Here is a 25,892-nt window from a genome sequence, read left to right as displayed (position 1 = left end):
ACAACGCCCGGCATGGCCGGGCGTGTAAAGTTACGTACTGGGATTAACGGCCTGAAATAGGCGGTACGAAGACCACGCCCATATCCCATGGCTGTTCAATCCAGGTATCCTGCGGGATATCAATCACGTAATCGTCAACCAGTGGGCGACCCGCCGGTTTTGCAAAGATCGTGACGAAGTGCGCTTTTGGATACATTTCACGGATAGCCACCGCGGTACCACCGGTATCGACCAGATCGTCAATAACGATGAAGCCTTCACCGTCGCCTTCCGCGCGTTTTAGCACGGTCAGCTCGCGCTGGTTGTCGTGGTCATAGCTGGAGATACATACGGTATCGACATGACGAATACCCAGCTCACGTGCCAACAGCGCCCCCGGTACCAGACCGCCGCGGCTAACGGCAATAATGCCTTTCCACTGTTCGGAAGGCATCAGGCGCGCAGCCAGTTTGCGTGCGTGAATCTGCAACATGTCCCAGGTGACGACGTATTTTTCGCTCATGTGAAGTGTCCCAGCCTGTTTATATACGGCTTAAAAAGTGTTCGAGGGGGAAATAGGTTGCGCGAGATTATAGAGATCTGACGCACTAAAAACCAGTGTTTAGCGCCCCGAGCCTGAGTTTTTACATGCTTTATGCTACCCGCCGTCGGAGAAAGTGGTATTCTCAGATGCATCTCGCAAGCCTGTCTTGTGGTAACTATTAACCTGCTAACTCTGTGACCTGCAACCCTGTTGCAGCGCATCGACAAGGAGACTTATCGTGTCTGAACTGTCTCAATTATCTCCACAACCGCTGTGGGATATTTTTGCCAAAATCTGTTCCATTCCACACCCTTCCTACCATGAAGAACAGCTTGCCGAACACATTATGGGTTGGGCGAAGGAAAAAGGTCTGCACGCTGAGCGCGACCAGGTTGGCAACATTTTGATCCGCAAGCCCGCCACCGCAGGCATGGAAAACCGTAAACCGGTTGTGCTGCAGGCGCACCTGGACATGGTTCCGCAGAAAAACAACGATACCGTTCACGACTTCACCAAAGACCCGATTCAACCGTACATCGACGGCGACTGGGTGAAAGCGCGCGGCACCACGCTGGGCGCGGATAACGGCATCGGTATGGCCTCTGCGCTGGCGGTGCTGGCCAACGACAGCGTTGAGCACGGTCCGCTGGAAGTACTGCTGACCATGACCGAAGAAGCGGGCATGGACGGCGCCTTCGGTCTGCAGGCCAACTGGCTGCAGGCGGATATCCTGATCAACACCGACTCCGAAGAAGAAGGCGAGATCTACATGGGCTGCGCGGGTGGGATTGATTTCATCTCTACCCTGCCGCTGTCTCGTGAAGCGATTCCTGCAGGCTACCAGACCTTCAAGCTGACGCTGAAAGGGCTGAAAGGCGGCCACTCCGGCGGTGATATTCATCTGGGCCTCGGCAACGCCAACAAACTGCTGGCACGCTTCCTGGCGGGTCACGCGGCTGAGCTGGATCTTCGTCTGGTCGATTTCAACGGCGGTACGCTGCGTAACGCGATCCCACGCGAAGCCTTCGCCACCGTAGCCGTTCCGGCGGAAAAAGCAGATGAGCTGAAAAAGCTCTCCAGCGTTTATCTCGATATCCTGAAAAACGAACTTTCTGAGAAAGAGAAGAACCTGACCGTAGTGCTGGAATCTGTGACCACGGATAAAGCCGCCCTGACCGCGCAGTCTCGCAACAGCTTCGTTCAGTTGCTGAACGCGACGCCAAACGGCGTGATCCGCAATTCTGACGTCGCGAAAGGCGTGGTGGAAACCTCCCTGAACGTGGGCGTGGTGACCATGGGCGACGACAGCGCAGAGATCATCTGCCTGATCCGTTCCCTGATCGACAGCGGTAAAGAGTACGTGGTGAGCATGCTGGAGTCTCTGGGCTCGCTGGCGGGCGCAAAAACCTCCGCTAAAGGCAGCTACCCGGGCTGGCAGCCGGACGCAAGTTCTCCGGTCATGGCACTGGTGCGTGAAACATACCAGCGCCTGTTCAACAGCACCCCGAACATTCAGGTTATCCACGCCGGTCTGGAATGTGGTCTGTTCAAGAAACCGTATCCGGACATGGACATGGTGTCTATCGGGCCAACCATTACCGGTCCACACTCGCCGGATGAGCAGGTTCACATTGAAAGCGTCGGTCATTACTGGACGCTGCTGACGGAACTGCTGAAAGCGATCCCTGCGAAATAATTCGTCGTCTGTTGCCCGGTGGCGCTACGCTTACCGGGCCTACGATTAGCGTAATCTACAGTCCCAACACCAACTGACGCTCTAACTGCGGATCCAGCAGCGTGACGTGCAAACCCACCAGCCTCACCCCTCGTCCACCTCGTCGTTCTTCCCATGCCTTTTTTGCGGTCGCAATGAGATCTTCTTTGTTGAGGCGTGGCCAAACATGTTCCTGCGTCGTCTGCTGAAAATCGTTAAATTTTAGCTTGATGCCCTGCCGGGCGATCAGCAGGTCCGGTTTGACCTTGATTAAGCGTCGTTCCAGCTCAGGGTAAAGCTGTTCCGTGATAATGGCCTCGCACTCGGACCAGTCATGAATATCTTCAATAAGGGTTCGCTCAACGCCGACGGATTTCCGTAATCGTTCGCTGTTCACATCGCGATCGTCAATGCCCTGACTGCGCTCCCACAGCACGCGGCCAAACTTCCCAAAGCGCTTGAGCAGCATGGCGAGATCGCTTAGCTGTACATCTTCGCAGGTCCGTAGCCCCATGCTTTCAAGCTTTGCGGCGGAGACTTTCCCCACGCCGGGTATCTTGCCAAGCGGTAGGGTTTTCAAAAACGCAGGCACTTCTTCAGGCGTGATGACGTACTGACCGTTGGGCTTATTTAAATCAGAGGCGATTTTGGCGAGGAATTTCACGGGTGCCACGCCCGCCGATGCGGTCAGATTCAGTTCGTTGAATATCGTCTGGCGGATTTCCTGGGCCATCAGCGTGGCGGAGCCGTGGCAATGCACGCTGTCGGTCACATCCAGATAGGCTTCGTCCAGCGACAGCGGTTCTATCAGTGAGGTGTAGCGGGAGAAGATTTCACGGATATGAAGTGAGGCCTCTTTATAAGCATCAAACCGACCGGGCAGGAGCGTGAGATGAGGGCAAAGCTTTAAGGCCATTGCAGTCGGCATGGCGCTGCGCACGCCAAATTTGCGCGCCGGATAGTTGGCGGTGCTGATCACACCTCGCTGAACGCGGCTGCCGCCAATGGCGATGGGAATATCCCGCAGCGCCGGGTTGTCACGCATCTCCACTGCGGCAAAAAAGCAGTCCATATCGACATGGATTATTTTGCGCATAGTAAGCCCTCACTCATCACTGGATAAGTATACAGTAAAGAAACGAGGATTGAGAAGTGTGCGTGGGAATTGTCGGGTGGCGGCTTCGCCTTACCCGACCTACACGACTACAAAAACTTAAATAATGCGCTGCTGCTCGCGGGCCATTCTTTTTTTCCGTGCATCGCACGGTTCCGGGCAGTCGCACACCTTTTCCATCCCAAGGGATGAAATACCGCCACAGCTGCCCTGAATGCTTTTACGCTTGATGATCCAGCCTAATGACATGCCGAGCACCACCAGCACAAAGACGGCAAAGGTAGCCAGAAACGTCAGCATCATCAGCCTCCAAAATCATCAAGCATGATGTTCTCATCTTCGACGCCAAGATCTTTAAGCATCTTAATCACGGCGGCGTTCATCATCGGTGGACCACACATATAGAACTCGCAGTCTTCCGGTGCCGGGTGCTGTTTGAGGTAGTTTTCGTACAGCACGTTGTGGATGAATCCCGTATAGCCCGTCCAGTTATCTTCCGGCTGCGGATCGGAAAGCGCCACGTGGAAGGTAAAGTTAGGATTCTCACGCGCCAACTGTTCAAACTCATCATCATAGAACATCTCGCGCAGGGAGCGTGCCCCGTACCAGAAGCTGATTTTACGCTTGCTGCTAAGACGTTTGAGCTGGTCAAAGATGTGCGAGCGCATCGGGGCCATACCGGCACCGCCGCCGATAAAGACCATTTCTGCGTCGGTATCTTTGGCAAAGAACTCACCGAATGGACCGGAGATCGTCACTTTATCGCCTGGCTTAAGGGACCATATATACGACGACATCACGCCCGGCGGTGCATTCGGCACATTCGGCGGCGGCGTGGCGATACGCACGTTGAGCATGATAATGCCCTTCTCTTCCGGATAGTTAGCCATGGAATAGGCGCGCAACGTCGGCTCTTTTACTTCGGACACAAAGCGGAAGAGATTGAATTTATCCCAGTCGGCACGATACTCCTCAGGCACGTCGAAGTCGGCATACGCCACGGTGTGCGCCGGACAATCGATCTGGATATACCCGCCCGCGCGGAACGGAACGCTCTCCCCTTCAGGGACACGCAGCTTAAGCTCTTTAATGAACGTGGCTTTGTTATCGTTAGAGATAACTTCGCACTCCCATTTTTTGACGCCGAAGATCTCTTCCGGCAGCTCAATCTTCATGTTCTGGCGCACCGCGACCTGGCAGGCCAGACGACAGCCCTCTTTCGCTTCACGCTTTGTGATATGCGACAGTTCAGTAGGCAGAATATCACCACCCCCCTCTTTCACCGTCACACGGCACTGCCCGCATGAGCCGCCGCCGCCGCAGGCTGACGAGACAAAGATCCCATTGCCTGAGAGCGTATTGAGCAGTTTGTCCCCTGCCGGGGTACGGATCTGATTTTGCGGGTCATCGTTGATATCAATAATGACATCACCGGCGTTCACCAGCTTCGCACGCGCCGCCAGAATCAGCCCTGACAGCACCAGAACAATCAGCGTGAACATCACCACGCCAAGAATAATTTCCATCTGTTAGCCCTTATAGCTGCACACCGGAGAAGGACATAAAGCCCAACGCCATCAGGCCGGTGGTGATAAAGGTGATCCCTAAGCCGCGCAGACCCGCAGGCACGTTGGCATATTTCATCTTTTCGCGGATCCCCGCCATGGTGACAATCGCCAGCATCCAGCCGATGCCGGAACCGAAGCCGTACACCACGGATTCACTGAAGTTGTAATCACGCTGAACCATAAACGAGACGCCGCCGAAGATAGCGCAGTTCACCGCTATCAGCGGCAGAAAGATCCCCAGCGCGTTGTACAGCGACGGGAAATACTTATCGAGGATCATCTCAAGGATTTGCACCAGCGCCGCGATCACCCCGATAAAGGTGATGAAGTTGAGGAAGCTGAGATCGACCCCTTCCACCAGCGCGCCGTCCCTCAGCACGAAGTTGAACACCAGGTTGTTAATCGGAACCGAAAGCCCCAGCACAACGGTGACCGCCACGCCCAGGCCAAATGCCGTGGAGACCTTTTTAGACACGGCAAGAAACGTACACATGCCGAGGAAAAACGCGAGCGCCATGTTTTCAACAAACACCGCGCGCACAAATAAACTCAGGTAATGAGCCATTGTCGGTTACTCCTTTTCCTGCTGTTCAGGCTTCAACGTACGAATCAGCCAGATCAGCAAACCGATAATGAAAAATGCGCTTGGCGCGAGCAGGAACAGGCCGTTCGGCAGATACCAGCCGCCGTTCTGTACCGTGTCCAGTACCGTGATACCAAACAGCTTGCCGCTGCCAATCAGCTCACGCAGGAACCCTACAGTCAGCAGGATCACGCCGTAGCCGAGCCCGTTACCGATACCGTCCATAAAGCTCGCCAGCGGCGGCATCTTCATGGCGTAGGCTTCCGCGCGGCCCATCACGATACAGTTAGTGATAATCAACCCGACAAACACCGAAAGCTGTTTTGATGTTTCGTAGGCAAAAGCGCGTAGCAGTTGATCGACCACAATCACCAGCGAGGCGATGATCGTCATCTGCACGATGATCCTCACGCTGTTGGGGATGTGGTGGCGGATCATCGAGATAAACATGCTGGAGAACGCCGTGACCAGCGTGACCGCCATCGTCATCACCACCGCCGTTTCCAGCTTGGTGGTGACCGCCAGGGCCGAGCAGACACCCAGCACCTGCAACGTTATCGGGTTATTGGCGAGCAGCGGGCCAATGAGCACCTTTTTGACTTCTTTCAGTTCACCGGTATCAGCCATTATTCAGCGCTCCTTCACGTACGTTTTTCAGGAACGGGCCAAAGCCCAGCTCGCCCATCCAGAAATCAAAACTGTGCTGCACGCCGTTTGAAGTAAGCGTAGCCCCGGAAAGGCCGTCAACGGCGAACATATCACCGGGACGAGCGCCCCCTTTCACTACCCTCAGCGCAGGCTGACCGTTATCGTCGAGCACTTTTTTGCCGACAAACTGCGCACGCCAGTTAGGGTTCTCTATTTCCCCCCCCAGCCCCGGCGTTTCACCATGGTCGTAATAGGTTATCCCTTTAATCGTGCGGCCGTCCGTACTCAAAGCAACAAAGGCGTACATCACTGACCACAGCCCGTTACCATAGATAGGCAGCACCATCTCCTGTATGCGCTTTTGCTCATCACGCACCAGATAGATTTCAGCCAGGTTGCTTCGCCGCCTAATCCCAGCGGGATCTTGCGAGGCCTCTAGCGTCAGGCTCATCTGCGGATCTTTGATCGCCTGTGCCTGGTTAAACTTCGTCGGGTCTTTATCGAGCAACTCACCCGTTTTTAAATCTACCAGCCGCGCTGAAATGCGTTCCGCAAAGATTTTTGAGACGTCGTCAGCGCTCATCCCCTGCTGCATTAACCCAGCGACGGCCAGGATATTGCGCTGCTTATCCAGCGCGCGTTGCTCCTGCTGCAGCGGTTTTAACCCCACGGCAGACCCCGCAACCACGATGGAACAGACCAGACACAGTACCAGCACTACCAGCAGCGTTTTGCTGATGCTGTCGTTATTTTTAACCTCAGCCACGCGCCTTCCTCCGCTTAATGTTGGCACGCACGACCAGATAGTCGAACAGCGGTGCAAACAGGTTGGCAAACAGAATGGCCAACATCATCCCTTCCGGATAAGCCGGGTTGACCACGCGAATCAATACACACATCACACCAATGAGCACGCCGTAGCTCCATTTACCTTTGTCGGTGAATGAGGCTGAGACGGGGTCTGTTGCCATGAACATCATGCCGAAAGCAAAACCGCCCAATACCAGATGCCAGTACCAGGGCATGGAGAACATCGGGTTGGTAGTAGAACCAATGAGATTGAACAGTGTTGCGGTAAGCACCATGCCGAGCATGACGCCTGCGACGATACGCCAGGAGGCTACGCGACCAAACAGAATGATCGCGCCACCAAGCAAAATCATCAGGGTAGAGACTTCCCCGATGGAACCCGGAATGTTGCCTATAAAGGCATCGAACCAGGTGACCGGCTGGCCAGTAGCATTGTTAACCAGCGTTTCGCCGCCGCCTGCCGCCCACTGTGAAAGTGGCGTCGCGCCGGAAAAACCGTCGGCTGCCGTCCACACCAGGTCGCCGGAGATCTGCGCCGGGTAAGCAAAGAACAGGAACGCACGCCCCGCCAGCGCCGGGTTGAGGAAGTTCCGTCCGGTCCCGCCGAAGATCTCTTTGGCAATCACCACGCCAAAGCTGATCCCCAGCGCCGCCTGCCAGAGCGGCAGCGTTGGCGGAACAATCAGGGCAAACAGAATGGAGGTTACAAAGAAGCCTTCGTTGATCTCATGTTTGCGAATAATGGCAAACAGCACTTCCCAGAAGCCGCCCACGATAAAGACCGTGATATAGATCGGCAGGAAGAAGACCGCGCCCAGCGTCATCATACTCAGCCAGCCCGCGTCGGCCGCAAAGCTTACCCCCAGCGACTGCGCCAGACGGTAGTGCCAGTCGGACTGGATCACCTGCGCCAGCTGTTGCGCATCATACATGTGGTGCAGTGCCGGAATAGTCTGCAAGCCGACGTTGTACATGCCCCAGAACATGGCCGGGAATACGGCAAACCACACCAGGATCATCATTCGTTTGAGATCGATGGCGTCGCGCACGTGCGCCGCGCCTTTCGTCACCAACCCCGGCGTATAGAAAATGGTTGTTGTCGCTTCATACAGCGGGTAGTACTTTTTGAGCTTCCCTTCGGTAAAGTGCGGCTCAATTTTTTCAAAGAGGTGTTTTAAGCCCATCAGTTATCCTTCCTGCTCAATGCGGGTTAACACCTCGCGCAATACGGGTCCGTATTCGTATTTGCCTGGACATACATAGGTACAGAGCGCCAGATCTTCTTCGTCCAGCTCCAGGCAGCCCAGCGCCTGCGCACCGTCGGTATCGCCGGCAAGGAGATCGCGCAGCAGAACGGTAGGCAGAATATCCAGCGGCATTACGCGCTCGTAGTTACCAATGGGTACCATCGCACGCTCACCGCCGTGGGTGCTGGTGGAGAAGTTGAACAGCTTATGGCGCAGGAAGTGACCCAGCGTAGTGCGGGTTACGGAGTACTTTTCTGCACCAGGAAGAACCCAGCCGAACAGCTCTTTCTCGCGCCCTTCCTGAACGATGCTCACCTGCAGATGGAAGCGTCCCAGATAAGCCTGCGCGCCAACGGCATGACGGCCACTGAGTACCGAACCGGAAATCAGGCGGTTTTCACCCGCTTTTGTTTCATCGGCCAGCAGCTCATTGATATCTGCACCTGGTAGCGTCTTCACCAGACGTGGGTTTGTCGCCTGCGGTCCACCAATCGCGATCGTGCGTTCTGTACACAGCTCACCCGTGGTAAAGAGCGTCCCCATGGCAATCACGTCCTGATAATTCAAATGCCAGACCTGTTTTGCCAGACTCACCGGTTCAAGGAAGTGGATATGTGTGCCAACCAGCCCCGCAGGATGCGGGCCAGCAAATTCATTAAACGTGACCTGCCCCTGCGGGTGGCCGCCAAGCTTGCCGCCGCTCGCCTGGCAAACATGAACCTTCCCGGGCGTCAGCCGCGTTAAAAGGGTCAACCCGGCATCAAACGCCTTACGCTGCGCCAGGATAATAGGCTGCGGATCCGCACTGAGCGGATTGGTGTCGATGGCGGTAACGAAAATAGCCGCCGGTACGGTTCCCGGAACCGGTGACTTGCTAAAGGGGCGGGTGCGAAGTGACGTCCACAACCCCGACGCCAGCAGCTGCGCCTGCACGACTTCTCGGCTGAGTGTCGCGAGGTCGGCTACATCAAAACGCGCAAATTCGCTCTGCTCATCGCCTTCAAGGCGAATCACAACGGATTGCAGCACGCGGCGTTCACCGCGATGAATCGCCACAACGGTGCCGCTGGCCGGGGCCGTAAACAGGACGCCCGGATTTTTTTTATCCTCGAAGAGCGCCTGGCCTTTTATGACGCGATCGCCCTCTTTCACCAGCATCGCCGGGCGCATCCCCACATAATCGTCGCCCAAAATAGCGACATGACGAATGCTGGCCCCTTGCGCGACGTGCTGTTCAGGCACGCCGGAGATAGGCAGATCAAGTCCTTTTCTTATTCTAAACATGTAGTTAGCGGGTATCCATGAACAACAATCCAGAGGGGATGAAGTGTACCATTTTCGTCCCTAAGGGGGCAGAGGATCCGCCTCTTCACGCGCCAAAATGCGAGCTATTACGCAAAGTTCCTGGAGTCAGGGCGATTTGAATGGGTTATAAAGTAAAACTAATTTGTAAACACAAAGGTTGGCTCTTGCGAAAATCTTTATCGGTGCTAATGTGAGCGCTCCTGTCCAGATTAATCTGATTTCGGGTCTCTTTTGCCGTCCTGGCAATTTGGTCATAGTTTTATCAAGGAACTAGTAGTATGCGTAAAATCGCATTGTTCATTGCGATGCTTCTGATGCCGTGCATGTCGTTTGCCGGACTGCTCAGCAGTAATAGCTCAACGACACCGGTTAGCAAAGAATATAAACAACAGCTGATGGGATCCCCGGTTTATATTCAAATCTTCAAGGAAGAACGCACTCTCGATCTGTTTGTGAAAATGGGCGAGACATATCAGCTGCTTGATAGTTACAAAATTTGTAACTACTCCGGCGGTCTGGGGCCAAAACAGCGTCAGGGCGATTTCAAAAGTCCGGAAGGGTTTTACAACGTTCAGCGTAGTCAGCTAAAACCTGACAGCCGCTTCTATAAAGCCATTAACATCGGCTTCCCGAATGCCTATGACCGTGCACACGGTTATGAAGGTAAATACCTGATGATCCACGGTGCCTGCGTGTCCGTCGGCTGTTATGCGATGACCGACTCCGGCATTGATGAGATTTTCCAGTTCGTGACGGGCGCGCTGGTCTTTGGGCAGCCTAACGTTCAGGTCAGTATCTATCCGTTCCGCATGACGGACGCCAACATGGCGCGTCACAAGTACTCCTACTACGCGGATTTCTGGAAACAGCTGAAGCCAGGTTACGACTACTTTGAGCAGACCCGCAAGCCACCGGTGGTCTCTATCGTCGATGGCCGTTACGTGGTCAGCAAGCCGCTGAGCCACGAAGTTGTCCATCCACAGCTGGCGTCAAATTACACGGTCCCCGAGACAAAATAGTACCCACTCACCTGGCATAATCTTTTGCCAGGTTTCGTTGCCCGTCAGCGGCTGCGTAGCAATGACTGTGACCACATCGTTCGGTGTGGTCTCCTTCTGAAAGTCTATCTCCACATCCTGATCGAGCAGCGTCGCAACGCCAAACGGCGCACGGCGGGTGATCCAGAACAGATTCGTTGAGCAGAACGCCATCACATAGCGCCCATCAGAGAGCAGCATGTTGAACACGCCTTTTTCACGCAGTTCAGACGCCAGCGTCGCGATATATTTGAACACGGCAGCCATGTTGCCAGGCGTGCGGGGATAGCGCTGCGTCAGCTTGTGCAGCAGCCAGCAGAAGGCTTTTTCGCTGTCCGTTTCGCCGACCGGGCGGAAGTTGCCCGTCTCCAGCGACTTATAGCCCATAAGCTGCCCGTTGTGCGCGTAGGTCCAGTTACGGCCCCACAGTTCACGGGTAAACGGATGGGTATTTTCCAGCGCCACTTCGCCGCGGTTTGCCTGACGGATGTGGGCGATCACCGAGCGGGACTTGATGGGGTAGTCCTGCACCAGTTTGGCAATCGGTGAGTTAAAGCTGGGCTGTGGATCTTTGAACGTGCGACACCCTTTGCCTTCGTAGAAGGTGATGCCCCAGCCGTCTTTATGCGGCCCGGTTCCTCCACCGCGCTGAACCAGCCCGGTGAAACTAAAGCAGATATCGGTTGGCACATTAGCGCTCATCCCGAGCAGTTCGCACATACAACACCTCCACAACAGCGGGGGCACCGGTGCCCCCAGCGAAGCCTTACTTAACCATCTCTTTTTCGATCAGCTGGATCAGGATGTGGATCACTTTGATGTGAATTTCCTGAACGCGATCTGCATAGCCGAAGTGCGGAACGCGAATTTCGATGTCCGCCGTACCGTCCATCTTACCGCCATCTTTACCGGTCAGGGTGATGACTTTCATCCCTTTTTCACGCGCGGCGGCGATCGCCTTGATCACGTTAGCGGAGTTCCCGGACGTGGAGATACCCAGCAGCACGTCGCCTTCACGGCCTACAGCTTCAACGTAGCGGGAAAAGATGTGGTCGTAACCGAAGTCGTTGCCTACGCAGGAGATGTGGCTCACGTCGGAAATCGCAATCGCCGGGTAGCCCGGACGGTTTTCGCGATAGCGTCCGGTCAGCTCTTCGGCGAAGTGCATGGCGTCACAGTGGGAGCCACCGTTACCGCAGGAAAGCACTTTGCCACCGGCTTTGAAACTGTCGGCCAGCAGGACCGCTGCGCGCTGAATAGCGTGAATATTGGCATCATCTTTCAGAAAGTTCGCCAGCGTTTCCGCCGCTTCGTTCAGTTCGTTACGAATAAGATCCTGGTACATGAGGATAATCCTTCAGTATTGATGAGATAACACAGTGGAGTGTACCGGATAGCGTCAAAAGCGAGAAGCTAAAGCCATGCGAATCGTCCGGCGTTTTGTTTTTTCGTGCCGACTAAAACGCGAACAATGTGAACCAGGTTGTAATTATTTTGTAAACACATTGCTAAAGGAAATGACATCAACTACAACCATATCATCACAAGTGGTCAGACCTCCTACAAGCAAGGGAGCTTTTCTTTATGATGATTTTGAGCATTCTCGCAACCGTTGTTCTGCTCGGTGTGTTGTTCTATCACCGCGTAAGTTTATTCCTGAGCAGCCTGATTCTTCTGGCCTGGACGGCTGCGCTTGGCGTCGCAGGCCTCTGGAATATCTGGCTTTTAGTCCCTCTTGCCATCATTCTTCTGCCGTTTAACCTGGCCCCGATGCGTAAATCAATGATCTCTGCGCCGGTGTTTAAAGGCTTCCGCAAAGTGATGCCGCCAATGTCGCGCACTGAGAAAGAAGCGATTGATGCGGGCACCACCTGGTGGGAAGGCGATCTGTTCCAGGGCAACCCGGACTGGAAAAAGCTGCACAACTATCCGCAGCCGCGTCTGACCGCTGAAGAACAGGCCTTTATTGACGGCCCGGTAGAAGAAGCGTGCCGCATGGCGAACGACTTTGCTATCACCCATGAAATGGCCGATCTGCCGCCAGAGCTGTGGGCGTATCTGAAAGAACATCGCTTCTTCGCGATGATCATCAAGAAAGAGTACGGCGGTCTGGAGTTCTCTGCTTACGCTCAGGCTCGCGTCCTGCAAAAGCTGGCGGGCGTTTCCGGGATCCTGGCGATTACCGTTGGCGTGCCTAACTCCTTAGGGCCGGGCGAACTGCTGCAGCATTACGGTACGGAAGAGCAAAAAGATCACTACCTGCCGCGTCTGGCTCGCGGTCAGGAAATCCCGTGCTTCGCGCTGACCAGCCCGGAAGCGGGTTCCGATGCAGGCGCGATCCCGGATACCGGCGTGGTCTGCATGGGCGAGTGGCAGGGCGAGCAGGTACTGGGCATGCGCCTGACCTGGAACAAGCGTTATATCACGCTGGCGCCTATCGCCACCGTGCTGGGTCTGGCCTTTAAGCTCTCTGACCCGGAAAAACTGCTGGGCGGCGAAGAAGATCTGGGCATTACCTGTGCGCTGATCCCAACCTCTACTCCGGGTGTCGAGATTGGTCGTCGTCATTTTCCGCTGAACGTGCCGTTCCAGAACGGTCCGACCCGCGGTCAGGATATCTTTGTGCCGATTGACTACATCATCGGCGGTCCGAAAATGGCCGGCCAGGGCTGGCGTATGCTGGTGGAATGTCTGTCGGTGGGCCGCGGTATTACCCTGCCGTCGAACTCAACCGGCGGTCTGAAGTCGGTAGCGATGGGGATTGGCGCTTACGCCCATATCCGCCGTCAGTTCAAAATCTCCATTGGCAAGATGGAAGGTATCGAAGAGCCGCTGGCGCGTATCGCGGGCAACGCCTACGTGATGGATGCCGCTGCATCGTTAATTACCTACGGCATTATGCTCGGCGAAAAACCGGCCGTACTGTCCGCAATTGTGAAGTATCACTGTACCCACCGCGCCCAGCAGTCAATCATTGACGCGATGGATATTGCAGGCGGTAAAGGCATTATGCTCGGCGAAGGCAACTTCCTGGCGCGCGGCTATCAGGGCGCACCGATCGCCATCACCGTGGAAGGGGCAAACATCCTGACCCGCAGCATGATGATCTTCGGTCAGGGCGCAATTCGCTGCCATCCGTACGTGCTGGAAGAGATGGCTGCCGCGCAGAATAACGACGTGGATGCCTTCGATAAGCTGCTGTTCAAACATATTGGTCACGTGGGGAGCAACAAGGTCCGCAGCTTCTGGCTGGGCCTGACGCGCGGTCTTACCAGCGCGACGCCGACCGGCGATGCGACCAAACGTTATTACCAGCATCTGAACCGACTGAGCGCCAACCTGGCTCTGCTGTCTGACGTCTCCATGGCGGTGCTGGGCGGTAGCCTGAAGCGTCGCGAACGTATCTCTGCCCGTCTGGGGGATGTGCTGAGCCAGATCTTCCTGGCCTCGGCGGTCCTGAAGCGCTACGACGACGAAGGCCGTCAGGAAGCGGATCTGCCGCTGGTACACTGGGGCGTACAGGATGCGATGTATCAGGCTGAACAGGCGATTGACGACCTGCTGGCGAACTTCCCGAACCGCTTCGTGGCAGGTGCCCTGCGCGCGGTGATCTTCCCGACCGGTCGTCACCATCTGGCACCGTCCGACAAGCTGGACCACAAGGTGGCGAAGATCCTGCAGGTACCGAGCGCAACCCGCTCCCGTATCGGTCGTGGTCAGTATCTTGAGCCGACGCCGCATAACCCGGTGGGTCTGCTGGAAGAGGCGCTGCTGGACGTGATGGCCGCCGACCCGATTCACCAGAAGATCTGTAAACAGCTGGGCAAAAACCTGCCGTTTACCCGTCTGGACGAACTGGCAAAACAGGCGCTCGCAGGTGGGATTATCAATAAAGATGAAGCCGCGCTGCTGGTGAAAGCCGAAGAGAGCCGTCTGCGCAGCATTAACGTGGATGATTTCGAACCGGACGAGCTGGCGACGCAGCCGGTAAAGCTCCCGGAGAAGCACCGCAAACCTGAAGCGGCGTAACGCGTTTCGCTTATGCAAACCCCGCCCCGTGCGGGGTTTTTTATTGCCACATTTTCTCGTAATGACGTGCTACAGTGTCAAAAAGCGGTCTTTTGAGGAGTCTGTATCGTGCCTGGTTTGAAGATTTCGATTTTGCAGCAACCTTTAGTGTGGATGGATGGCCCCGCCAACCTGCGCCACTTTGATCGTCAACTGGAAGAGATTACCGGGCGTGATGTCATTGTCCTGCCGGAGATGTTCACTACCGGCTTCGCCATGGAAGCGGCGAAACAGTCAATGCCGCAGGACGAGGTAGTGGCGTGGATGCATGCCAAAGCGCAGGAGACCAACGCGCTGATTGCCGGGAGCGCCGCGCTACAAACCGAACGCGGACCGGTGAACCGCTTCCTGCTGGTTGAGCCAGAAGGGAAAGTGCATTTTTATGACAAACGCCACCTGTTCCGCATGGCGGATGAGCACCATCACTATGAAGCGGGTAACGCGCGCGTGGTGTTCGAGTGGCGCGGCTGGCGTATTCTGCCGCTGGTGTGCTACGACCTGCGCTTCCCGGTGTGGTCGCGTAACCGCAACGATTATGACCTGGCGCTGTATGTTGCCAACTGGCCTGCACCGCGCTCCCTGCACTGGCAATCGCTGCTGGTGGCGCGTGCGATTGAGAACCAGGCGTACGTGGTGGGTTGCAACCGCGTGGGGACGGACGGCAACGGGCATCACTATCGCGGCGACAGCCGGGTGGTGAATCCGCAGGGCGAGATCATTGCCACCGCCGAGCCGCATCAGGCGACACGTATTGATGCGGAGCTGTCGTTGACGGCGCTGAAGGAGTATCGGGAGAAGTTTCCGGCGTGGCAGGATGCGGATCCGTTTAGTATTGAGTAAATAAAAGCCGGGTGGCGGCTACGCCTTACCCGGCCTACAAATGTTGCCCGCGCCGTTTAACTCACCAACGCCTGCCCGTCTTTGCGGCTTTCCGTCGCGGCAACGTAGTGTCCTTCCGGCATACGATAGATCACCTGCGCACCGCCGAAGTTGTAGTCCTGAAGCGGATCTTCCACCACGATCTGATGCCCGCGCTCGCGCAGGGCGGCAATCGTATTGCGATCGAACGTCGATTCAACGATCACCTCCCTGCCCTGCACCACGCGCCAGCGCGGCGCGTCAATTGCCGCCTGCGGATTTTGCCCGTGCAGCATAATGCGCAGCGCCATCTGCATGTGCCCCTGCGCCTGCATCGGGCCGCCCATCACGCCGAAGGACATCAGCGGCTGGCCGTTGCCATCCATCGCAAAGCCCGGGATGATGGTGTGGAATGGGCGCTTGCTGCCCGCCAGCGCGTTCGGGTGTTTGGGATCCAGCACAAAGCCGCAGCCCCGGTTTTGCAGGCTGATGCCTGTGTCCGGCACCACGATGCCTGAACCGAAACCCATATAGTTGGACTGAATAAACGAGACCATCATCCCGCTGGCATCCGCGGTGCTGACGTAGACCGTACCGCTCTGCGTAGGCGATCCGTAAACAAAATCAGACGCGCTGTCGTGGTTGATCAGTGCCGCGCGCGACTTCAGGTAATGGTCGCTCAGCAGCTCTTTCGCCGCGAACGCCATGTGTTCTTCGTCCGCCACGTAGCGGTCGAGATCCGCCAGCGCCAGCTTCATCGCTTCAATGGACAAATGCAGGGACTGCACGGAATCCGGGTGATGTTTCTCAATACCACACTGCTCCAGAATACCAAGCGCAATCAGCGTGGCGATCCCCTGACCGTTAGGCGGCAGCTCCTGCACCGAACCACCCGCAAAGTCGCGCGACAGCAGCTCGACCCAGTCCACGCGGTGGTTTGCCAGATCCTCAGCCGTCAGGTGCGCACCGTGCGCTTTGGCGAAGGCGGCAATTTTCTGCGCCAGCTCGCCGCGGTAAAAGGCTTCACCATTGGTTTTAGCAATCAGCTCCAGCGAGCTCGCCTGCGCCGGGTTGCGGAAAATCTCCCCCACGCGCGGGGCGCGGCCTTCCGGCGCAAAGCAGGCGCTAAAGCCAGGCTGATCTTTCAGCTTGTTATAGCCACGCTGCCAGAGATGGCCAATCAGCGGGGAGACCGGGAAACCGTTGCGCGCATAGTCAATGGCTGGCTGCGCCAGGGTGGTCAGCGGCAGCGTGCCGAAGCGTTCCGCCAGGGCGACCCAGCCGGATACCGCGCCCGGCACGGTCACCGCGTCCCAGCCAATTTCCGGCACCGCCGTTTTACCGGCAAACAGATCTGCATGCCAGCTCGCAGGTGAACGACCGGACGCATTCAGGCCATGAAGCTTTCCACCGTCCCAGACGATGGCAAAGGCGTCGCTGCCGATCCCGTTGCCGGTGGGTTCAACCACCGTCAGCGCCATCGCGGTGGCAATGGCCGCATCAACGGCATTCCCGCCCAGCTGCAGCATCTTCATCCCCGCCTGTGCCGCCAGCGGCTGTGAGGTGGCAACAGCGTTGTGGCCCAGCATCGGCGGGCGGCGTGAAGCGTAACCGGACGTAAAATCAAGCGCTTTGGTCATCATGACTCCTTAGTCGTGGCGCGGATCGAGCGCATCGCGCAGCCCGTCGCCGAGTAAATTAAAGCCCTGCACGGCAAGGAAAATCGCCACACCGGGGAACACGGACATCCACGGGGCCTGCTCAAGAAACCCTTTCGCGGTATTGAGCATGGAGCCCCAGGAGGGATTGGGCGGCTGCTGTCCCAGCCCCAAAAACGACAGGCTGGCTTCGGCGATAATCGCCGAGGCAATCGCCAGCGTGGCCTGCACCAGGATCGGCGACATCACGTTTGGCAAGACGTATTTGATGATGATCCATCGATCGGGCAGGCCAATCGCCCGCGCGCCGTCGATGTACTCTTCGTTACGAATGGCGATCACCTGGCCGCGCGTCAGGCGCGCGAAGATCGGCATCGCGGAGAGGCCAATGGCGATCATCGCGTTGGTCAGGCTCGGGCCTAAAAACGCCCCGAGCGCGATCGCCATGATCAGGAACGGACAGGCCAGCAGCGCTTCAATAAAGCGTGAGATGACGCCGTCCCACATCTTCTGGAAGTAACCCGCCACCAGCCCCAGCGGCACGCCGATAACCACAGCGATGACCACCGACATACAACCCGCCATCAGCGAGGTACGCGCTCCCCAGATAATGCGCGATAAAATGTCGCGCCCCAGCTCGTCGGTGCCGAACCAGTACATCGCCGATGGCGCTTTGCGCACAGCCAGGAAGTTGGCTTTCACCGGGTCGAACGGGGCGATCCACGGTGCCAGCAGCGCCACCAGCACGAAGAAGCCCACCACGACCGCGCCAATGACCGCGCTTTTATTGGCGAGGAATTTCTTCAGCACCCGGTTCTGCGCGCGCGGCAGCGCGGGGGCAACGGTTTGCGTCGTCAGTTCCGCCATGGTTAACCTCGCATTTTCGGGTTGATAAGGACGTAGAGCACGTCGGCCAGCAGGTTGAGCATCAGGAAGCCGATCGCCACGATCAGCACCACGCCCTGCACCACCGCGTAGTCACGGTTGAATACCGAGTCAACGATCATCTTGCCGAAGCCCGGAATGGTGAAGACCTGTTCAGTCAGCACCGCGCCGCCCAGCAGCTCGCCGAACAGCAGCGTGGTGAGGGTGATCACCGGCACCAGCGCGTTGCGAAACGCGTGTTTTAAGATCACCGCTTTCGGCAGCAGCCCTTTCGCCCGCGCGGTGCGGATGTAATCCGCCTTCAGTACCGCAATCATCGAGGCGCGGGTGTGGCGCATCAGCGTTGCCGCAAGGCCCGTTCCGAGCACGGACGCGGGCAGCAGCAGCGTACGCAGGTTCTGGATCGGATCTTCACTGAACGGCACGTAGCCGGACGCGGGTAGCCACTGCAGGTTTACCGAGAAGACCAGAATCAGCAGGATCCCCAGCCAGAAGTGCGGGATCGAGATCCCCGAGATCGCCACGAAGTTCGCCCCGTGATCGACCCAGCTGTTTTTGTTTACCGCCGCGAGGATCCCCATGCTGATGCCAAACACCAGCGCGATAATCATCGCCAGCAGCGACAGCTCCAGCGTGACCGGCAGCTTGCTGGCGATCAGCTGCGTCACCGGTTCATGCGTGCGTAAGGAGACGCCCAGATCGCCCTGCAGCGCCCGCGCTAGCCAGTGGAAATACTGCACGGGGATCGGCGCATCGAGGTTCAGCTCTGCACGCAACTGGGCGATCACCGCCGGGTCGCGCTCTTCCCCGGCCATGGCGATCAGCGGATCGCCGGGCAGCAGCTTTTGCAGCCCGAACACCATCATGCTCACCAGCAACAGCGTCGGGACGGCCAGCAGCAGACGTTTGCAAATCAGTTCCAGCATGGGTTCTCCTCAGGACGTTTATTTCGCCAGCGTCAAACCGGCCAGACGCACGATGCCGTCCGGGTAAGGCTTAAAGCCCTGCACGCTTTTGTTCAGGCCGAAAATGCGCGGCTCGAAGTAAAGGTAGGCAATCGGCATGTCGGTTTGCAGCTGCTTCACCACCTTGTTGTACAGCGGCTGGCGAGCGGCCTGGTCGGTGCTCTGGCGCGCCTGGGTCAGCCATTCGTCAACCTGCGCGTTGCTGTAGCGGCCGTCGTTAAGCGTGCCTTTGCTGTTGATAAAGCCGTAGATGCTGCCGTCCGGATCCGGGCGTCCCGACCAGCCGGAGAAGCTCAACTGATAGTCACCGCTCTGCTGGCGATCGAGCAGCGTGGCGAACTCGGTCATCTGCAGGTTCAGGGTGAAACCGGCTTCGGCCACCATCGCCTGCAATACTTGCCCAACCTGCTGCGAGGTTGGGTTGTTCGGCACCAGCAGGTTGACGGTCAGCGGCGCGGTAACGCCTGCCGCTTTCAGCAGCGCTTTGGCTTTGTCGACGTCACGCGGCGGGACCGGCAGGTTAACGTGATACGGACTGACCGGTGAAAACGCCTGGTTGGCCGGGGTGTAGAGCCCTTCGAAGACCACCTGGTTTAACGCGTCGCGGTCAATCGCCTGGGAGAAGGCTTCACGCACGCGGGCATCCTTGAACGGATCGTTCGCCGGTACCTTGCCGTTATTGATGTTGAAAGTGATGCCCTGATAGCCCAGGCCGGTCACCTTCGCCAGCGCCAGCTTGCTGTCGGCTTCGACGGTTTTGACGTCGCTGGCGGCGATGCCTTCGGTCAGGTCAAGATCGCCCGCGCGCAAATTCGCAAGACGCACGGAGGCATCCGGGATCGGCAGATAGATAATTTTGTCGAAGTGGTAGGCGTCTTTGTTCCAGTAGTTGTCGAAGCGGGTCAGAACGATACGGTCCTGGGACACGCGGCTGTCAAACTTGTACGGACCGGAGCAGACGGGATGCGCGGCAAAGTCCGGCTTTTTCGCGGCGTCAGGTGCCATCATTGCGCCCGCGCGGTCGGTGAGCTGCATCAGCAGCGCGGCATCCGGCGTTTTCAGGTGCAACGCAATCTGCATCGGGCCGGTGACCTCGACCGATTCAACGGAGGAGATTTCGCTTTTACGCAGGGAGCCTTTTAGCGTCAGGGCGCGGTCGAGGTTGTATTTTGCGGCGGCGGCATCGAATTTCTCACCGTCGTGGAAGGTGACGCCTTCGCGCAGATTGAGCGTCAGGGTTTTACCGTCCTCACTCCACGCCCAGTCTTTAGCCAGCCCGGGGACGACCTTCAGGTTTTCATCCACCTCCACCAGCCTGTCGCACAGGGAGGCAAACACGAAGCGCCCATAGTAGGTGCGCGCCAGATGTGGGTCGAGCATGTCCGGGTCAGCGCCCAGACCGATTCGCAGCACGCTTTCAGAATGGGCGGGCAGCGCCGCGCCAAGCAACATAACACTTCCCAGTACGGTCAAAAGAGAATTACGCATTGTCATTATCATGAGTTCCTTGAAGGAAGGGACGAGTGAGTGGCCGCATGTTCAAACAGCGCGCGGCGGCGCAGAAAAGCGGCGGATGGCGGTGCAATCTGGATAACGCTGCGATCGCGGTTGATCTCCTGCCAGCGATGGCAGGCAACCTGGCGTCCGCCGTCGAGCACCTGATTAATCGGCTCGACCTGGCGGCATTCATCGGTAACGTACGGGCAGCGGGTGTGGAAACGGCAGCCGGACGGCGGGCTGGCCGGGTTGGGTAAGTCCCCCTGCAGCAGCGGCGCGTCACGCTCAACGCCCGGCTGCATCTGCGGCGCCGAGGCGATCAATGCCTGGGTATAGGGGTGCAGCGGTGCGTCGAAGATTTCGTCGACGGTGGCCAGTTCAACGATTTGCCCGAGATACATCACCGCCACGCGGTCGCTCATATGGCGGATCACCGCAAGGCCGTGGGCGACAATCACCATCGTCAGCCCCAGCTGGTGCTTCAGGCTTTCCAGCAGGTTGACCACCTGCGCCTGAACGGAGACGTCCAGCGCGGATACCGGTTCATCCCCCAGCAGCAGCTTCGGTCCCGAGGCCAGCGCGCGGGCGATGCCGATACGCTGGCGCTGCCCGCCGGAAAACTCGTGCGGATAGCGCCCGGCCCAGGCGGCAGGCAGGCCAACGGTTTTAAGCAGCTCGGCGACGCGGTACTGGCGGTCCGCTTTTTTCATGTTCTGATGCAACCACAGCGGCTCACCGACGATCTGCTCCACCGTCATGCGCGGGTTCAGGGAGGCGAAGGGATCCTGAAAGATAATCTGCAGTTCGCGTCGGAGCTGGTTAAGACGGGCACCGGAGGCGTCGGTGATCTCTTCCCCCTGATAAAACACGCGCCCTTCGCTGGCGGCCAGCAGGCGCAGCAGCAGACGTCCGAGGGTGGATTTCCCTGAGCCGGATTCGCCGACAATCGCCAGCGTTTCGCCCGGCATCACCGAAAGTGAGACGCGATCGACCGCCGTGACAAAGCGTGCCGGGGTAAAGAGCTTTTTCGGACCGGGGAAGCGTTTACTCAGGTCGCGGGCTTCAAGAATGGGGGCGGTCATGCGATTTCTCCCAGGGCAATGTGCTGTTCGAGCGGCACGCGGAAGCAGGCAACCTGATGGCCCGAACCGATGGTAGTAAGCTGCGGTTTTTCAGCGTGGCAGCGCGTCTGCGCAAACGGGCAGCGCGTCGCGAAACGGCAGCCTTCAGGCATGGATTCCGGCAGCGGTACCGCGCCGGGAATGGTGGAGAGTTGCCCTTTACGCGCCCCAAGAGAAGGAATTGAGCCCATCAGACCGATGGTGTACGGATGCTGTGGATCGGCAAAGATGGCTTCAACGCTCCCCTGCTCTACGACCTGCCCGGCATACATCACTGCCACCTGCTGGGCGACTTCCGCCACCACGCCTAAATCGTGGGTGATCATCAGCACCGCCGTGCCGGTCTCCTCTTTCAGGGTGTTGAGCAAGGCGAGGATTTGCGCCTGAATAGTGACGTCCAGCGCGGTGGTGGGTTCATCAGCAATCAGCAGTTTAGGATGATTGATCAGCGCCATCGCAATCATCACCCGCTGGCGCATGCCGCCGGAAAGCTGATGCGGATAAGCCTTAAGGCGCATCTCTGCCGCCGGGATCTGCACCTTCTCAAGGATCTGCAGCGCGGCCTTCATCGCCTCGGCGCGCGAAACGTTCTGGTGGCGTATGACCGCTTCGCTGAGCTGATCCCCCAGCGTAAACGCCGGATTGAGCGAGGTCATGGGCTCCTGGAAAATCATCGCCAGCTCGCTGCCGCGCAGATCGGCATACTCCCGCGGCGAGAGCTTGCGCAGGTCATGACGGCGAAACTGCATCTCACCGCTGACAATCTGCGCGCTGGTGGGCAGTAAGCCCATCAGCGCTAACGAGGTGATACTTTTCCCGCAGCCGGACTCCCCCACCAGTGCCAGCGTTTCGCCCGTTTTGACCGTCAGGGAGATGCCGTCAAGTACGCTCACCGGCGAGCCGGAAAACCTGACGTTGAGATTATTCAGCCGCAATACGGGCGTGGCGTCCTTAAAAGGTATGGTTGTCATAGCGTGAAATCGTCCTCAAGGTGGATCGCCTGAATCAGGGCGGCTTGCAGGCTGAGCAGGTGCTCACGCATCGCGGCGGCGGCTTCATTAGGCTGACGATGGATAATCGCGGACATGATCTTGTGATGGTGGTCGTTATAGCTGTCGACACGTTCGGGCGTGCGGGCTAATTCACGCAGATGCTGCCAGCCCGGTTCCCGCCGCACGGCATCAATGGCATCAAAAAGCCCGAGCATCAGGCGGTTGCCTGCGGCTTCGGCAATGGCGCGGTGAAAGGCGCTATCCCACAGTTCGTTGAGATCGCGGTCATCCGGGCTGACCTTATCAATGCGTTCCAGCATGCGCTGCATGAGCGCGAGGTTTTCCCTGGTGGCACGCAGTGCCGCAAGCCGGGCCAGGCCGGGTTCAAGCTGTAGACGAGCTTCCATCACTTCCAGCAGGTTAGTCTGCTGAACCAATCCCTGAAGGGCCAGCGGTTCAGCAGGGGCTGCCGGTCCAATAAAGGTCCCTTTCCCCTGCTTTCGCCAAATACGCCCCTCTTCTTCCAGCACATCCAGCGCACGACGGACTTCACGTCGCCCTACGCCGAGAGTTTCCGACAGCTCACGTTCCGTGGGCAGCGGAATGCCTGGTGTTGACTCGTGCTGGTTAATGAGCCCACGCAGCTGCTCAAGCGCGGTACTGGAATTGGCCAGAAACCGTGACGGCTTTTCCATATTGGTTCGCTCGCTTTCATCATAATTTTATTTTTATTAACGATAAGTTATTGATATGACGTGTAACTTATCGTGCTAATGATTAAGCAATAAACGAACCAATAGCGCATTGGTTCGGGAGCTTTTTGGAAAATGAACGGTAACTGGATGATTTTCTATGAATTATTTTTACATAATTATTACAAGTCGAGGTCATGAAGGAAGGGAGGTGTGGATGCAACGCACACAATTAGTGCAAATAACGCACTAAAAACGTGCATTTGTTAATTAAATGCACTGCGATTATTAACCATTTGTTAACTACAAAAAAATACTGAGTGGGATAATGTATTGCAGTGGTAAAACGACGAAGGCCTGAATCATTTCTGATTCAGGCCTTCTGAATAGTGGCGGAACGGACGGGACTCGAACCCGCGACCCCCTGCGTGACAGGCAGGTATTCTAACCGACTGAACTACCGCTCCACTGTTCCCGCTTGGGGAACGAGGCGCATATTACGGTTTGCCTCTGAACTCGTCAACGCTTTTTCTCACGTTTTGAATCGTTTGCTGCAAAAATCACCCAAGCGGTGATTTAACAAACGTTCCGGCCCCTTTTCAGGCGCGCCACATGCAGCTTCCGCCCTTCTTCTGCACCAGATCGAGACGGGATTCATGGTTAAGCAGCTCTTCATCACTGGCTAACACAACCCGCAAACGACTCGCCTGACGCACAACGCGCTGAATGCCCCCTGCGTCCCGCGTCTGCTGGGACTCATTTTCCATACTGAATTTCATCGACGTCTGACCGCCAGTCATCGTCAGATAAACATCCGCCAGGATCTGGGCATCAAGCAATGCGCCGTGCAGCGTTCGTTTAGTGTTGTCTATTTCATAGCGCGAGCAGAGTGCATCGAGGCTGTTACGCTTGCCGGGAAACATCTTCCTTGCCAGCGCCAGACTGTCCGTCACTTTACAGAACGTATTCGTCTTCGGAATATCGCGTTTGAGCTTGCTGAATTCATAATCCATAAAGCCGATATCGAACGATGCGTTATGGATGACGAGCTCTGCACCTTTGATGTACTCAAGGAATTCATCCGCGACATCTGCAAAGGTCGGTTTATCCAGCAAGAACTCATCCGCAATACCGTGAACGCCGAACGCTTCCGGGTCCACCAGCCGGTCGGGTTTGAGGTAAACATGAAAGTTGTTGCCCGTTAGACGACGGTTCACCACTTCAACAGCACCGATCTCGATGATCTTGTGCCCTTCATAGTGTGCGCCAATCTGGTTCATACCGGTGGTTTCGGTATCAAGAACAATCTGGCGAGTAATTGCAGTGCTCATAGCGGTCATTTATGTCAGACTTATCGTTTAACTGAACGTTTCGAATACAGGAAGTCTACCAGAGATGCGTAAACAGGTAGAAATTTTCACCGATGGATCTTGTCTCGGCAATCCGGGCCCGGGCGGTTATGGCGCGATTATGCGTTATCGCCAGCATGAAAAAACTTTTAGTGAAGGCTATTTTCTCACCACCAACAACCGCATGGAGTTGATGGCGGCCATTGTGGCGCTGGAAGCCTTAAAGGAACATTGCGACGTGGTGCTGAGCACCGACAGCCAATACGTGCGCCAGGGCATCACCCAGTGGATCCATAACTGGAAAAAGCGCGGCTGGAAAACGGCAGATAAAAAGCCTGTCAAGAATGTCGACCTCTGGAAGCGTCTGGATGCGGCCTTAGGTCAGCACCAAATCAAGTGGGAATGGGTAAAAGGCCACGCAGGTCACCCTGAGAACGAACGCTGCGACGAACTGGCTCGTGCGGCTGCGTCCAATCCCGCGCATGAGGATGCAGGCTACCAGCCTGAATCCTGATCAGGGCTTTCGATACTGCCGCGTGGCGCCGACGGTCTGACGAATTTGCGTTTTCGATTTGCTTTGCTTCATCGGATTCAGCGTCAAAGGGATTGTTCGCTTACGCGCCACGATAAATTGCATACAACCCAGGGCGGGCAAATGGGTACTCAGCACAACGCCCCCCCGCCGTGACCAGGGCAGTACCTGAAATCCCCCGTAGCCGAGCACCTCAAAGTTAAGCAGTGAAAGCCAGTCCAGCTGGCGCATCATCGTGAACATGCGGCTGTTATACGGTGGGGTGCGGCGTAAAACCGGGACGAGCTTGCGCAGCCCCATCAGGCTCAGTGGATTGAAACCGCTGAGTATTAGCCAGCCATCATCAATCAGCACACGGTCAGCTTCGCGCAGCAGGCGATGGGGATCGCTGCACCAGGGCAACGTATGCGCAAGCAGACAAGCATCAACGGATTTTTCGGCAAAAGGTAAATGCAGCGGGTCTGCTTTCACCTGAACGGGTAAGCCCGCGAGCGAAACGTTGACCTGATGCGAGATAGCGCAGCTTTCGGTATTGATTTCCGCGCTGAGATTGCCAATCTTAAGCAGGTGAAAGCCATACATTTTTGCGAGCCACGGCTTAAGCTGCTGTTCTAACGCCTCGCGATAGTATTCACCCCAGGGCAGGTCAGCCCAACGTTCCGGTGATGCGACAGTCTGAGGTATCCTTGCCGGTTTCATCAACACATCCGCCACGCAGTTAGAGGT

At 57.0% G+C, this 25,892-nt stretch carries 25 protein-coding genes and 1 tRNA gene; 5 read left to right on the top strand and 21 right to left on the bottom strand.

Annotation, left to right across the window (positions count from 1 at the left end):
- Positions 1 to 43: 43 nt before the first annotated feature.
- Positions 44 to 502 (bottom strand): xanthine phosphoribosyltransferase, encoded by a 459-nt coding sequence (gene gpt, locus N2K86_RS04280; RefSeq protein ID WP_010427903.1) that lies wholly within the window; start codon positions 500 to 502, stop codon positions 44 to 46.
- Positions 503 to 761: 259 nt separating this feature from the next.
- On the opposite strand from gpt, the gene pepD reads away from it, so the two are divergent.
- Positions 762 to 2,219, top strand: a complete 1,458-nt coding sequence (pepD, locus tag N2K86_RS04275) for a cytosol nonspecific dipeptidase (RefSeq protein WP_260660583.1) — start codon at positions 762 to 764, stop codon at positions 2,217 to 2,219.
- Between the two features lie 55 nt (positions 2,220 to 2,274).
- Here pepD and dinB read toward each other — a convergent pair whose 3' ends face one another.
- From dinB to N2K86_RS04235, 8 genes are all read right to left on the bottom strand, one after another.
- Entirely contained in the window at positions 2,275 to 3,333 is a 1,059-nt protein-coding gene (gene dinB, locus N2K86_RS04270; protein WP_260660582.1) for a DNA polymerase IV, read from the bottom strand.
- Between the two features lie 117 nt (positions 3,334 to 3,450).
- A complete protein-coding gene (gene nqrM, locus N2K86_RS04265) occupies positions 3,451 to 3,651 on the bottom strand; it encodes a (Na+)-NQR maturation NqrM (RefSeq protein ID WP_029484987.1) in 201 nt (66 codons plus the stop codon).
- A gap of 2 nt (positions 3,652 to 3,653) precedes the next feature.
- Positions 3,654 to 4,877 carry an NADH:ubiquinone reductase (Na(+)-transporting) subunit F gene (nqrF, locus tag N2K86_RS04260; protein ID WP_089598130.1) on the bottom strand — a complete coding sequence of 408 codons (1,224 nt, stop codon included), beginning with the start codon at positions 4,875 to 4,877 and terminating at the stop codon, positions 3,654 to 3,656.
- Positions 4,878 to 4,887: 10 nt separating this feature from the next.
- Entirely contained in the window at positions 4,888 to 5,484 is a 597-nt protein-coding gene (nqrE, locus tag N2K86_RS04255) for an NADH:ubiquinone reductase (Na(+)-transporting) subunit E (protein WP_003863217.1), read from the bottom strand.
- Between the two features lie 6 nt (positions 5,485 to 5,490).
- A complete protein-coding gene (locus tag N2K86_RS04250) occupies positions 5,491 to 6,129 on the bottom strand; it encodes an NADH:ubiquinone reductase (Na(+)-transporting) subunit D (RefSeq protein WP_260660581.1) in 639 nt (212 codons plus the stop codon).
- Positions 6,122 to 6,916: a Na(+)-translocating NADH-quinone reductase subunit C gene (locus N2K86_RS04245; protein ID WP_260660580.1), complete on the bottom strand. Its 795-nt coding sequence runs from the start codon at positions 6,914 to 6,916 to the stop codon at positions 6,122 to 6,124. The genes N2K86_RS04250 and N2K86_RS04245 overlap by 8 nt, the downstream gene beginning before the upstream one ends.
- The gene (locus N2K86_RS04240; RefSeq protein ID WP_260660579.1) at positions 6,909 to 8,144 is read right to left on the bottom strand and encodes an NADH:ubiquinone reductase (Na(+)-transporting) subunit B; all 1,236 of its coding nucleotides are present in this window, start codon (positions 8,142 to 8,144) and stop codon (positions 6,909 to 6,911) included. The genes N2K86_RS04245 and N2K86_RS04240 overlap by 8 nt, the downstream gene beginning before the upstream one ends.
- A 3-nt stretch (positions 8,145 to 8,147) precedes the next feature.
- Positions 8,148 to 9,491: a Na(+)-translocating NADH-quinone reductase subunit A gene (locus N2K86_RS04235; protein WP_260660578.1), complete on the bottom strand. Its 1,344-nt coding sequence runs from the start codon at positions 9,489 to 9,491 to the stop codon at positions 8,148 to 8,150.
- A gap of 299 nt (positions 9,492 to 9,790) precedes the next feature.
- Between N2K86_RS04235 and dpaA the strand changes: the two genes are divergently transcribed.
- Complete coding sequence (gene dpaA, locus N2K86_RS04230) at positions 9,791 to 10,531, top strand: peptidoglycan meso-diaminopimelic acid protein amidase (protein WP_174340776.1); 741 nt, start codon at positions 9,791 to 9,793, stop codon at positions 10,529 to 10,531.
- Here dpaA and N2K86_RS04225 read toward each other — a convergent pair.
- Both N2K86_RS04225 and lpcA read right to left on the bottom strand, forming a co-directional pair.
- Positions 10,502 to 11,269, bottom strand: a complete 768-nt coding sequence (locus N2K86_RS04225; protein WP_260660577.1) for a class II glutamine amidotransferase — start codon at positions 11,267 to 11,269, stop codon at positions 10,502 to 10,504. The genes dpaA and N2K86_RS04225 overlap by 30 nt on opposite strands.
- Before the next feature lie 46 nt (positions 11,270 to 11,315).
- The gene (gene lpcA, locus N2K86_RS04220) at positions 11,316 to 11,894 is read right to left on the bottom strand and encodes a D-sedoheptulose 7-phosphate isomerase (protein ID WP_003863232.1); all 579 of its coding nucleotides are present in this window, start codon (positions 11,892 to 11,894) and stop codon (positions 11,316 to 11,318) included.
- Positions 11,895 to 12,133: 239 nt separating this feature from the next.
- On the opposite strand from lpcA, the gene fadE reads away from it, so the two are divergent.
- A complete protein-coding gene (gene fadE, locus N2K86_RS04215; protein WP_126816697.1) occupies positions 12,134 to 14,578 on the top strand; it encodes an acyl-CoA dehydrogenase FadE in 2,445 nt (814 codons plus the stop codon).
- A 108-nt stretch (positions 14,579 to 14,686) separates the two neighbouring features.
- The gene (locus N2K86_RS04210) at positions 14,687 to 15,457 is read left to right on the top strand and encodes an amidohydrolase (RefSeq protein ID WP_260660576.1); all 771 of its coding nucleotides are present in this window, start codon (positions 14,687 to 14,689) and stop codon (positions 15,455 to 15,457) included.
- 56 nt (positions 15,458 to 15,513) lie between these two features.
- On the opposite strand, the gene N2K86_RS04205 is transcribed toward N2K86_RS04210, so the two are convergent.
- The 9 genes from N2K86_RS04205 to dnaQ form a co-directional block, all read right to left on the bottom strand.
- On the bottom strand, positions 15,514 to 17,115 hold the full coding sequence (locus tag N2K86_RS04205) for a gamma-glutamyltransferase family protein (protein WP_260661630.1): 1,602 nt from the start codon (positions 17,113 to 17,115) through the stop codon (positions 15,514 to 15,516).
- 9 nt (positions 17,116 to 17,124) lie between these two features.
- Positions 17,125 to 18,000: an ABC transporter permease gene (locus N2K86_RS04200; protein ID WP_048957588.1), complete on the bottom strand. Its 876-nt coding sequence runs from the start codon at positions 17,998 to 18,000 to the stop codon at positions 17,125 to 17,127.
- 2 nt (positions 18,001 to 18,002) lie between these two features.
- Complete coding sequence (locus tag N2K86_RS04195; RefSeq protein ID WP_260660575.1) at positions 18,003 to 18,944, bottom strand: ABC transporter permease; 942 nt, start codon at positions 18,942 to 18,944, stop codon at positions 18,003 to 18,005.
- A gap of 18 nt (positions 18,945 to 18,962) precedes the next feature.
- On the bottom strand, positions 18,963 to 20,477 hold the full coding sequence (locus N2K86_RS04190) for an ABC transporter substrate-binding protein (RefSeq protein ID WP_260660574.1): 1,515 nt from the start codon (positions 20,475 to 20,477) through the stop codon (positions 18,963 to 18,965).
- Between the two features lie 2 nt (positions 20,478 to 20,479).
- The gene (locus N2K86_RS04185) at positions 20,480 to 21,562 is read right to left on the bottom strand and encodes an ABC transporter ATP-binding protein (protein ID WP_260660573.1); all 1,083 of its coding nucleotides are present in this window, start codon (positions 21,560 to 21,562) and stop codon (positions 20,480 to 20,482) included.
- A complete protein-coding gene (locus tag N2K86_RS04180) occupies positions 21,559 to 22,572 on the bottom strand; it encodes an ABC transporter ATP-binding protein (protein ID WP_260660572.1) in 1,014 nt (337 codons plus the stop codon). Before N2K86_RS04180 ends, N2K86_RS04185 begins: the two co-directional genes overlap by 4 nt.
- Positions 22,569 to 23,288: a FadR/GntR family transcriptional regulator gene (locus N2K86_RS04175; RefSeq protein ID WP_260660571.1), complete on the bottom strand. Its 720-nt coding sequence runs from the start codon at positions 23,286 to 23,288 to the stop codon at positions 22,569 to 22,571. The genes N2K86_RS04180 and N2K86_RS04175 overlap by 4 nt, the downstream gene beginning before the upstream one ends.
- Before the next feature lie 387 nt (positions 23,289 to 23,675).
- Positions 23,676 to 23,752 (bottom strand) — tRNA-Asp (locus tag N2K86_RS04170).
- Between the two features lie 132 nt (positions 23,753 to 23,884).
- Entirely contained in the window at positions 23,885 to 24,616 is a 732-nt protein-coding gene (gene dnaQ / locus N2K86_RS04165) for a DNA polymerase III subunit epsilon (protein WP_238460976.1), read from the bottom strand.
- A gap of 64 nt (positions 24,617 to 24,680) precedes the next feature.
- On the opposite strand from dnaQ, the gene rnhA reads away from it, so the two are divergent.
- Complete coding sequence (rnhA, locus tag N2K86_RS04160; RefSeq protein WP_010426635.1) at positions 24,681 to 25,148, top strand: ribonuclease HI; 468 nt, start codon at positions 24,681 to 24,683, stop codon at positions 25,146 to 25,148.
- Here rnhA and N2K86_RS04155 read toward each other — a convergent pair whose 3' ends face one another.
- Positions 25,149 to 25,865: a class I SAM-dependent methyltransferase gene (locus N2K86_RS04155; protein WP_260660570.1), complete on the bottom strand. Its 717-nt coding sequence runs from the start codon at positions 25,863 to 25,865 to the stop codon at positions 25,149 to 25,151.
- Positions 25,866 to 25,892 lie beyond the last annotated feature (27 nt).

It is taken from the genome of Enterobacter mori (assembly GCF_025244905.1).
GTDB classification, from domain to species: domain Bacteria; phylum Pseudomonadota; class Gammaproteobacteria; order Enterobacterales; family Enterobacteriaceae; genus Enterobacter; species Enterobacter mori_A.
This window is presented reverse-complemented; position numbering and strand designations above follow the sequence as displayed.

Excerpts from the sequence above, each read along its gene's own strand:
- rnhA (WP_010426635.1), top strand. The coding sequence starts at position 24,681 with ATGCGTAAACAGGTAGAAATTTTCACCGATGGATCTTGTCTCGGCAAT.
- N2K86_RS04235 (WP_260660578.1), bottom strand. The coding sequence starts at position 9,491 with ATGTTTAGAATAAGAAAAGGACTTGATCTGCCTATCTCCGGCGTGCCT.
- N2K86_RS04240 (WP_260660579.1), bottom strand. The coding sequence starts at position 8,144 with ATGGGCTTAAAACACCTCTTTGAAAAAATTGAGCCGCACTTTACCGAA.
- dinB (WP_260660582.1), bottom strand. The coding sequence starts at position 3,333 with ATGCGCAAAATAATCCATGTCGATATGGACTGCTTTTTTGCCGCAGTG.
- N2K86_RS04175 (WP_260660571.1), bottom strand. The coding sequence starts at position 23,288 with ATGGAAAAGCCGTCACGGTTTCTGGCCAATTCCAGTACCGCGCTTGAG.
- fadE (WP_126816697.1), top strand. The coding sequence starts at position 12,134 with ATGATGATTTTGAGCATTCTCGCAACCGTTGTTCTGCTCGGTGTGTTG.
- nqrF (WP_089598130.1), bottom strand. The coding sequence starts at position 4,877 with ATGGAAATTATTCTTGGCGTGGTGATGTTCACGCTGATTGTTCTGGTG.
- N2K86_RS04180 (WP_260660572.1), bottom strand. The coding sequence starts at position 22,572 with ATGACAACCATACCTTTTAAGGACGCCACGCCCGTATTGCGGCTGAAT.
- N2K86_RS04250 (WP_260660581.1), bottom strand. The coding sequence starts at position 6,129 with ATGGCTGATACCGGTGAACTGAAAGAAGTCAAAAAGGTGCTCATTGGC.
- N2K86_RS04200 (WP_048957588.1), bottom strand. The coding sequence starts at position 18,000 with ATGGCGGAACTGACGACGCAAACCGTTGCCCCCGCGCTGCCGCGCGCG.
- nqrE (WP_003863217.1), bottom strand. The coding sequence starts at position 5,484 with ATGGCTCATTACCTGAGTTTATTTGTGCGCGCGGTGTTTGTTGAAAAC.
- dnaQ (WP_238460976.1), bottom strand. The coding sequence starts at position 24,616 with ATGAGCACTGCAATTACTCGCCAGATTGTTCTTGATACCGAAACCACC.
- N2K86_RS04185 (WP_260660573.1), bottom strand. The coding sequence starts at position 21,562 with ATGACCGCCCCCATTCTTGAAGCCCGCGACCTGAGTAAACGCTTCCCC.
- N2K86_RS04205 (WP_260661630.1), bottom strand. The coding sequence starts at position 17,115 with ATGACCAAAGCGCTTGATTTTACGTCCGGTTACGCTTCACGCCGCCCG.
- N2K86_RS04195 (WP_260660575.1), bottom strand. The coding sequence starts at position 18,944 with ATGCTGGAACTGATTTGCAAACGTCTGCTGCTGGCCGTCCCGACGCTG.
- N2K86_RS04155 (WP_260660570.1), bottom strand. The coding sequence starts at position 25,865 with ATGAAACCGGCAAGGATACCTCAGACTGTCGCATCACCGGAACGTTGG.
- N2K86_RS04190 (WP_260660574.1), bottom strand. The coding sequence starts at position 20,477 with ATGACAATGCGTAATTCTCTTTTGACCGTACTGGGAAGTGTTATGTTG.
- dpaA (WP_174340776.1), top strand. The coding sequence starts at position 9,791 with ATGCGTAAAATCGCATTGTTCATTGCGATGCTTCTGATGCCGTGCATG.
- nqrM (WP_029484987.1), bottom strand. The coding sequence starts at position 3,651 with ATGCTGACGTTTCTGGCTACCTTTGCCGTCTTTGTGCTGGTGGTGCTC.
- gpt (WP_010427903.1), bottom strand. The coding sequence starts at position 502 with ATGAGCGAAAAATACGTCGTCACCTGGGACATGTTGCAGATTCACGCA.
- N2K86_RS04225 (WP_260660577.1), bottom strand. The coding sequence starts at position 11,269 with ATGTGCGAACTGCTCGGGATGAGCGCTAATGTGCCAACCGATATCTGC.
- lpcA (WP_003863232.1), bottom strand. The coding sequence starts at position 11,894 with ATGTACCAGGATCTTATTCGTAACGAACTGAACGAAGCGGCGGAAACG.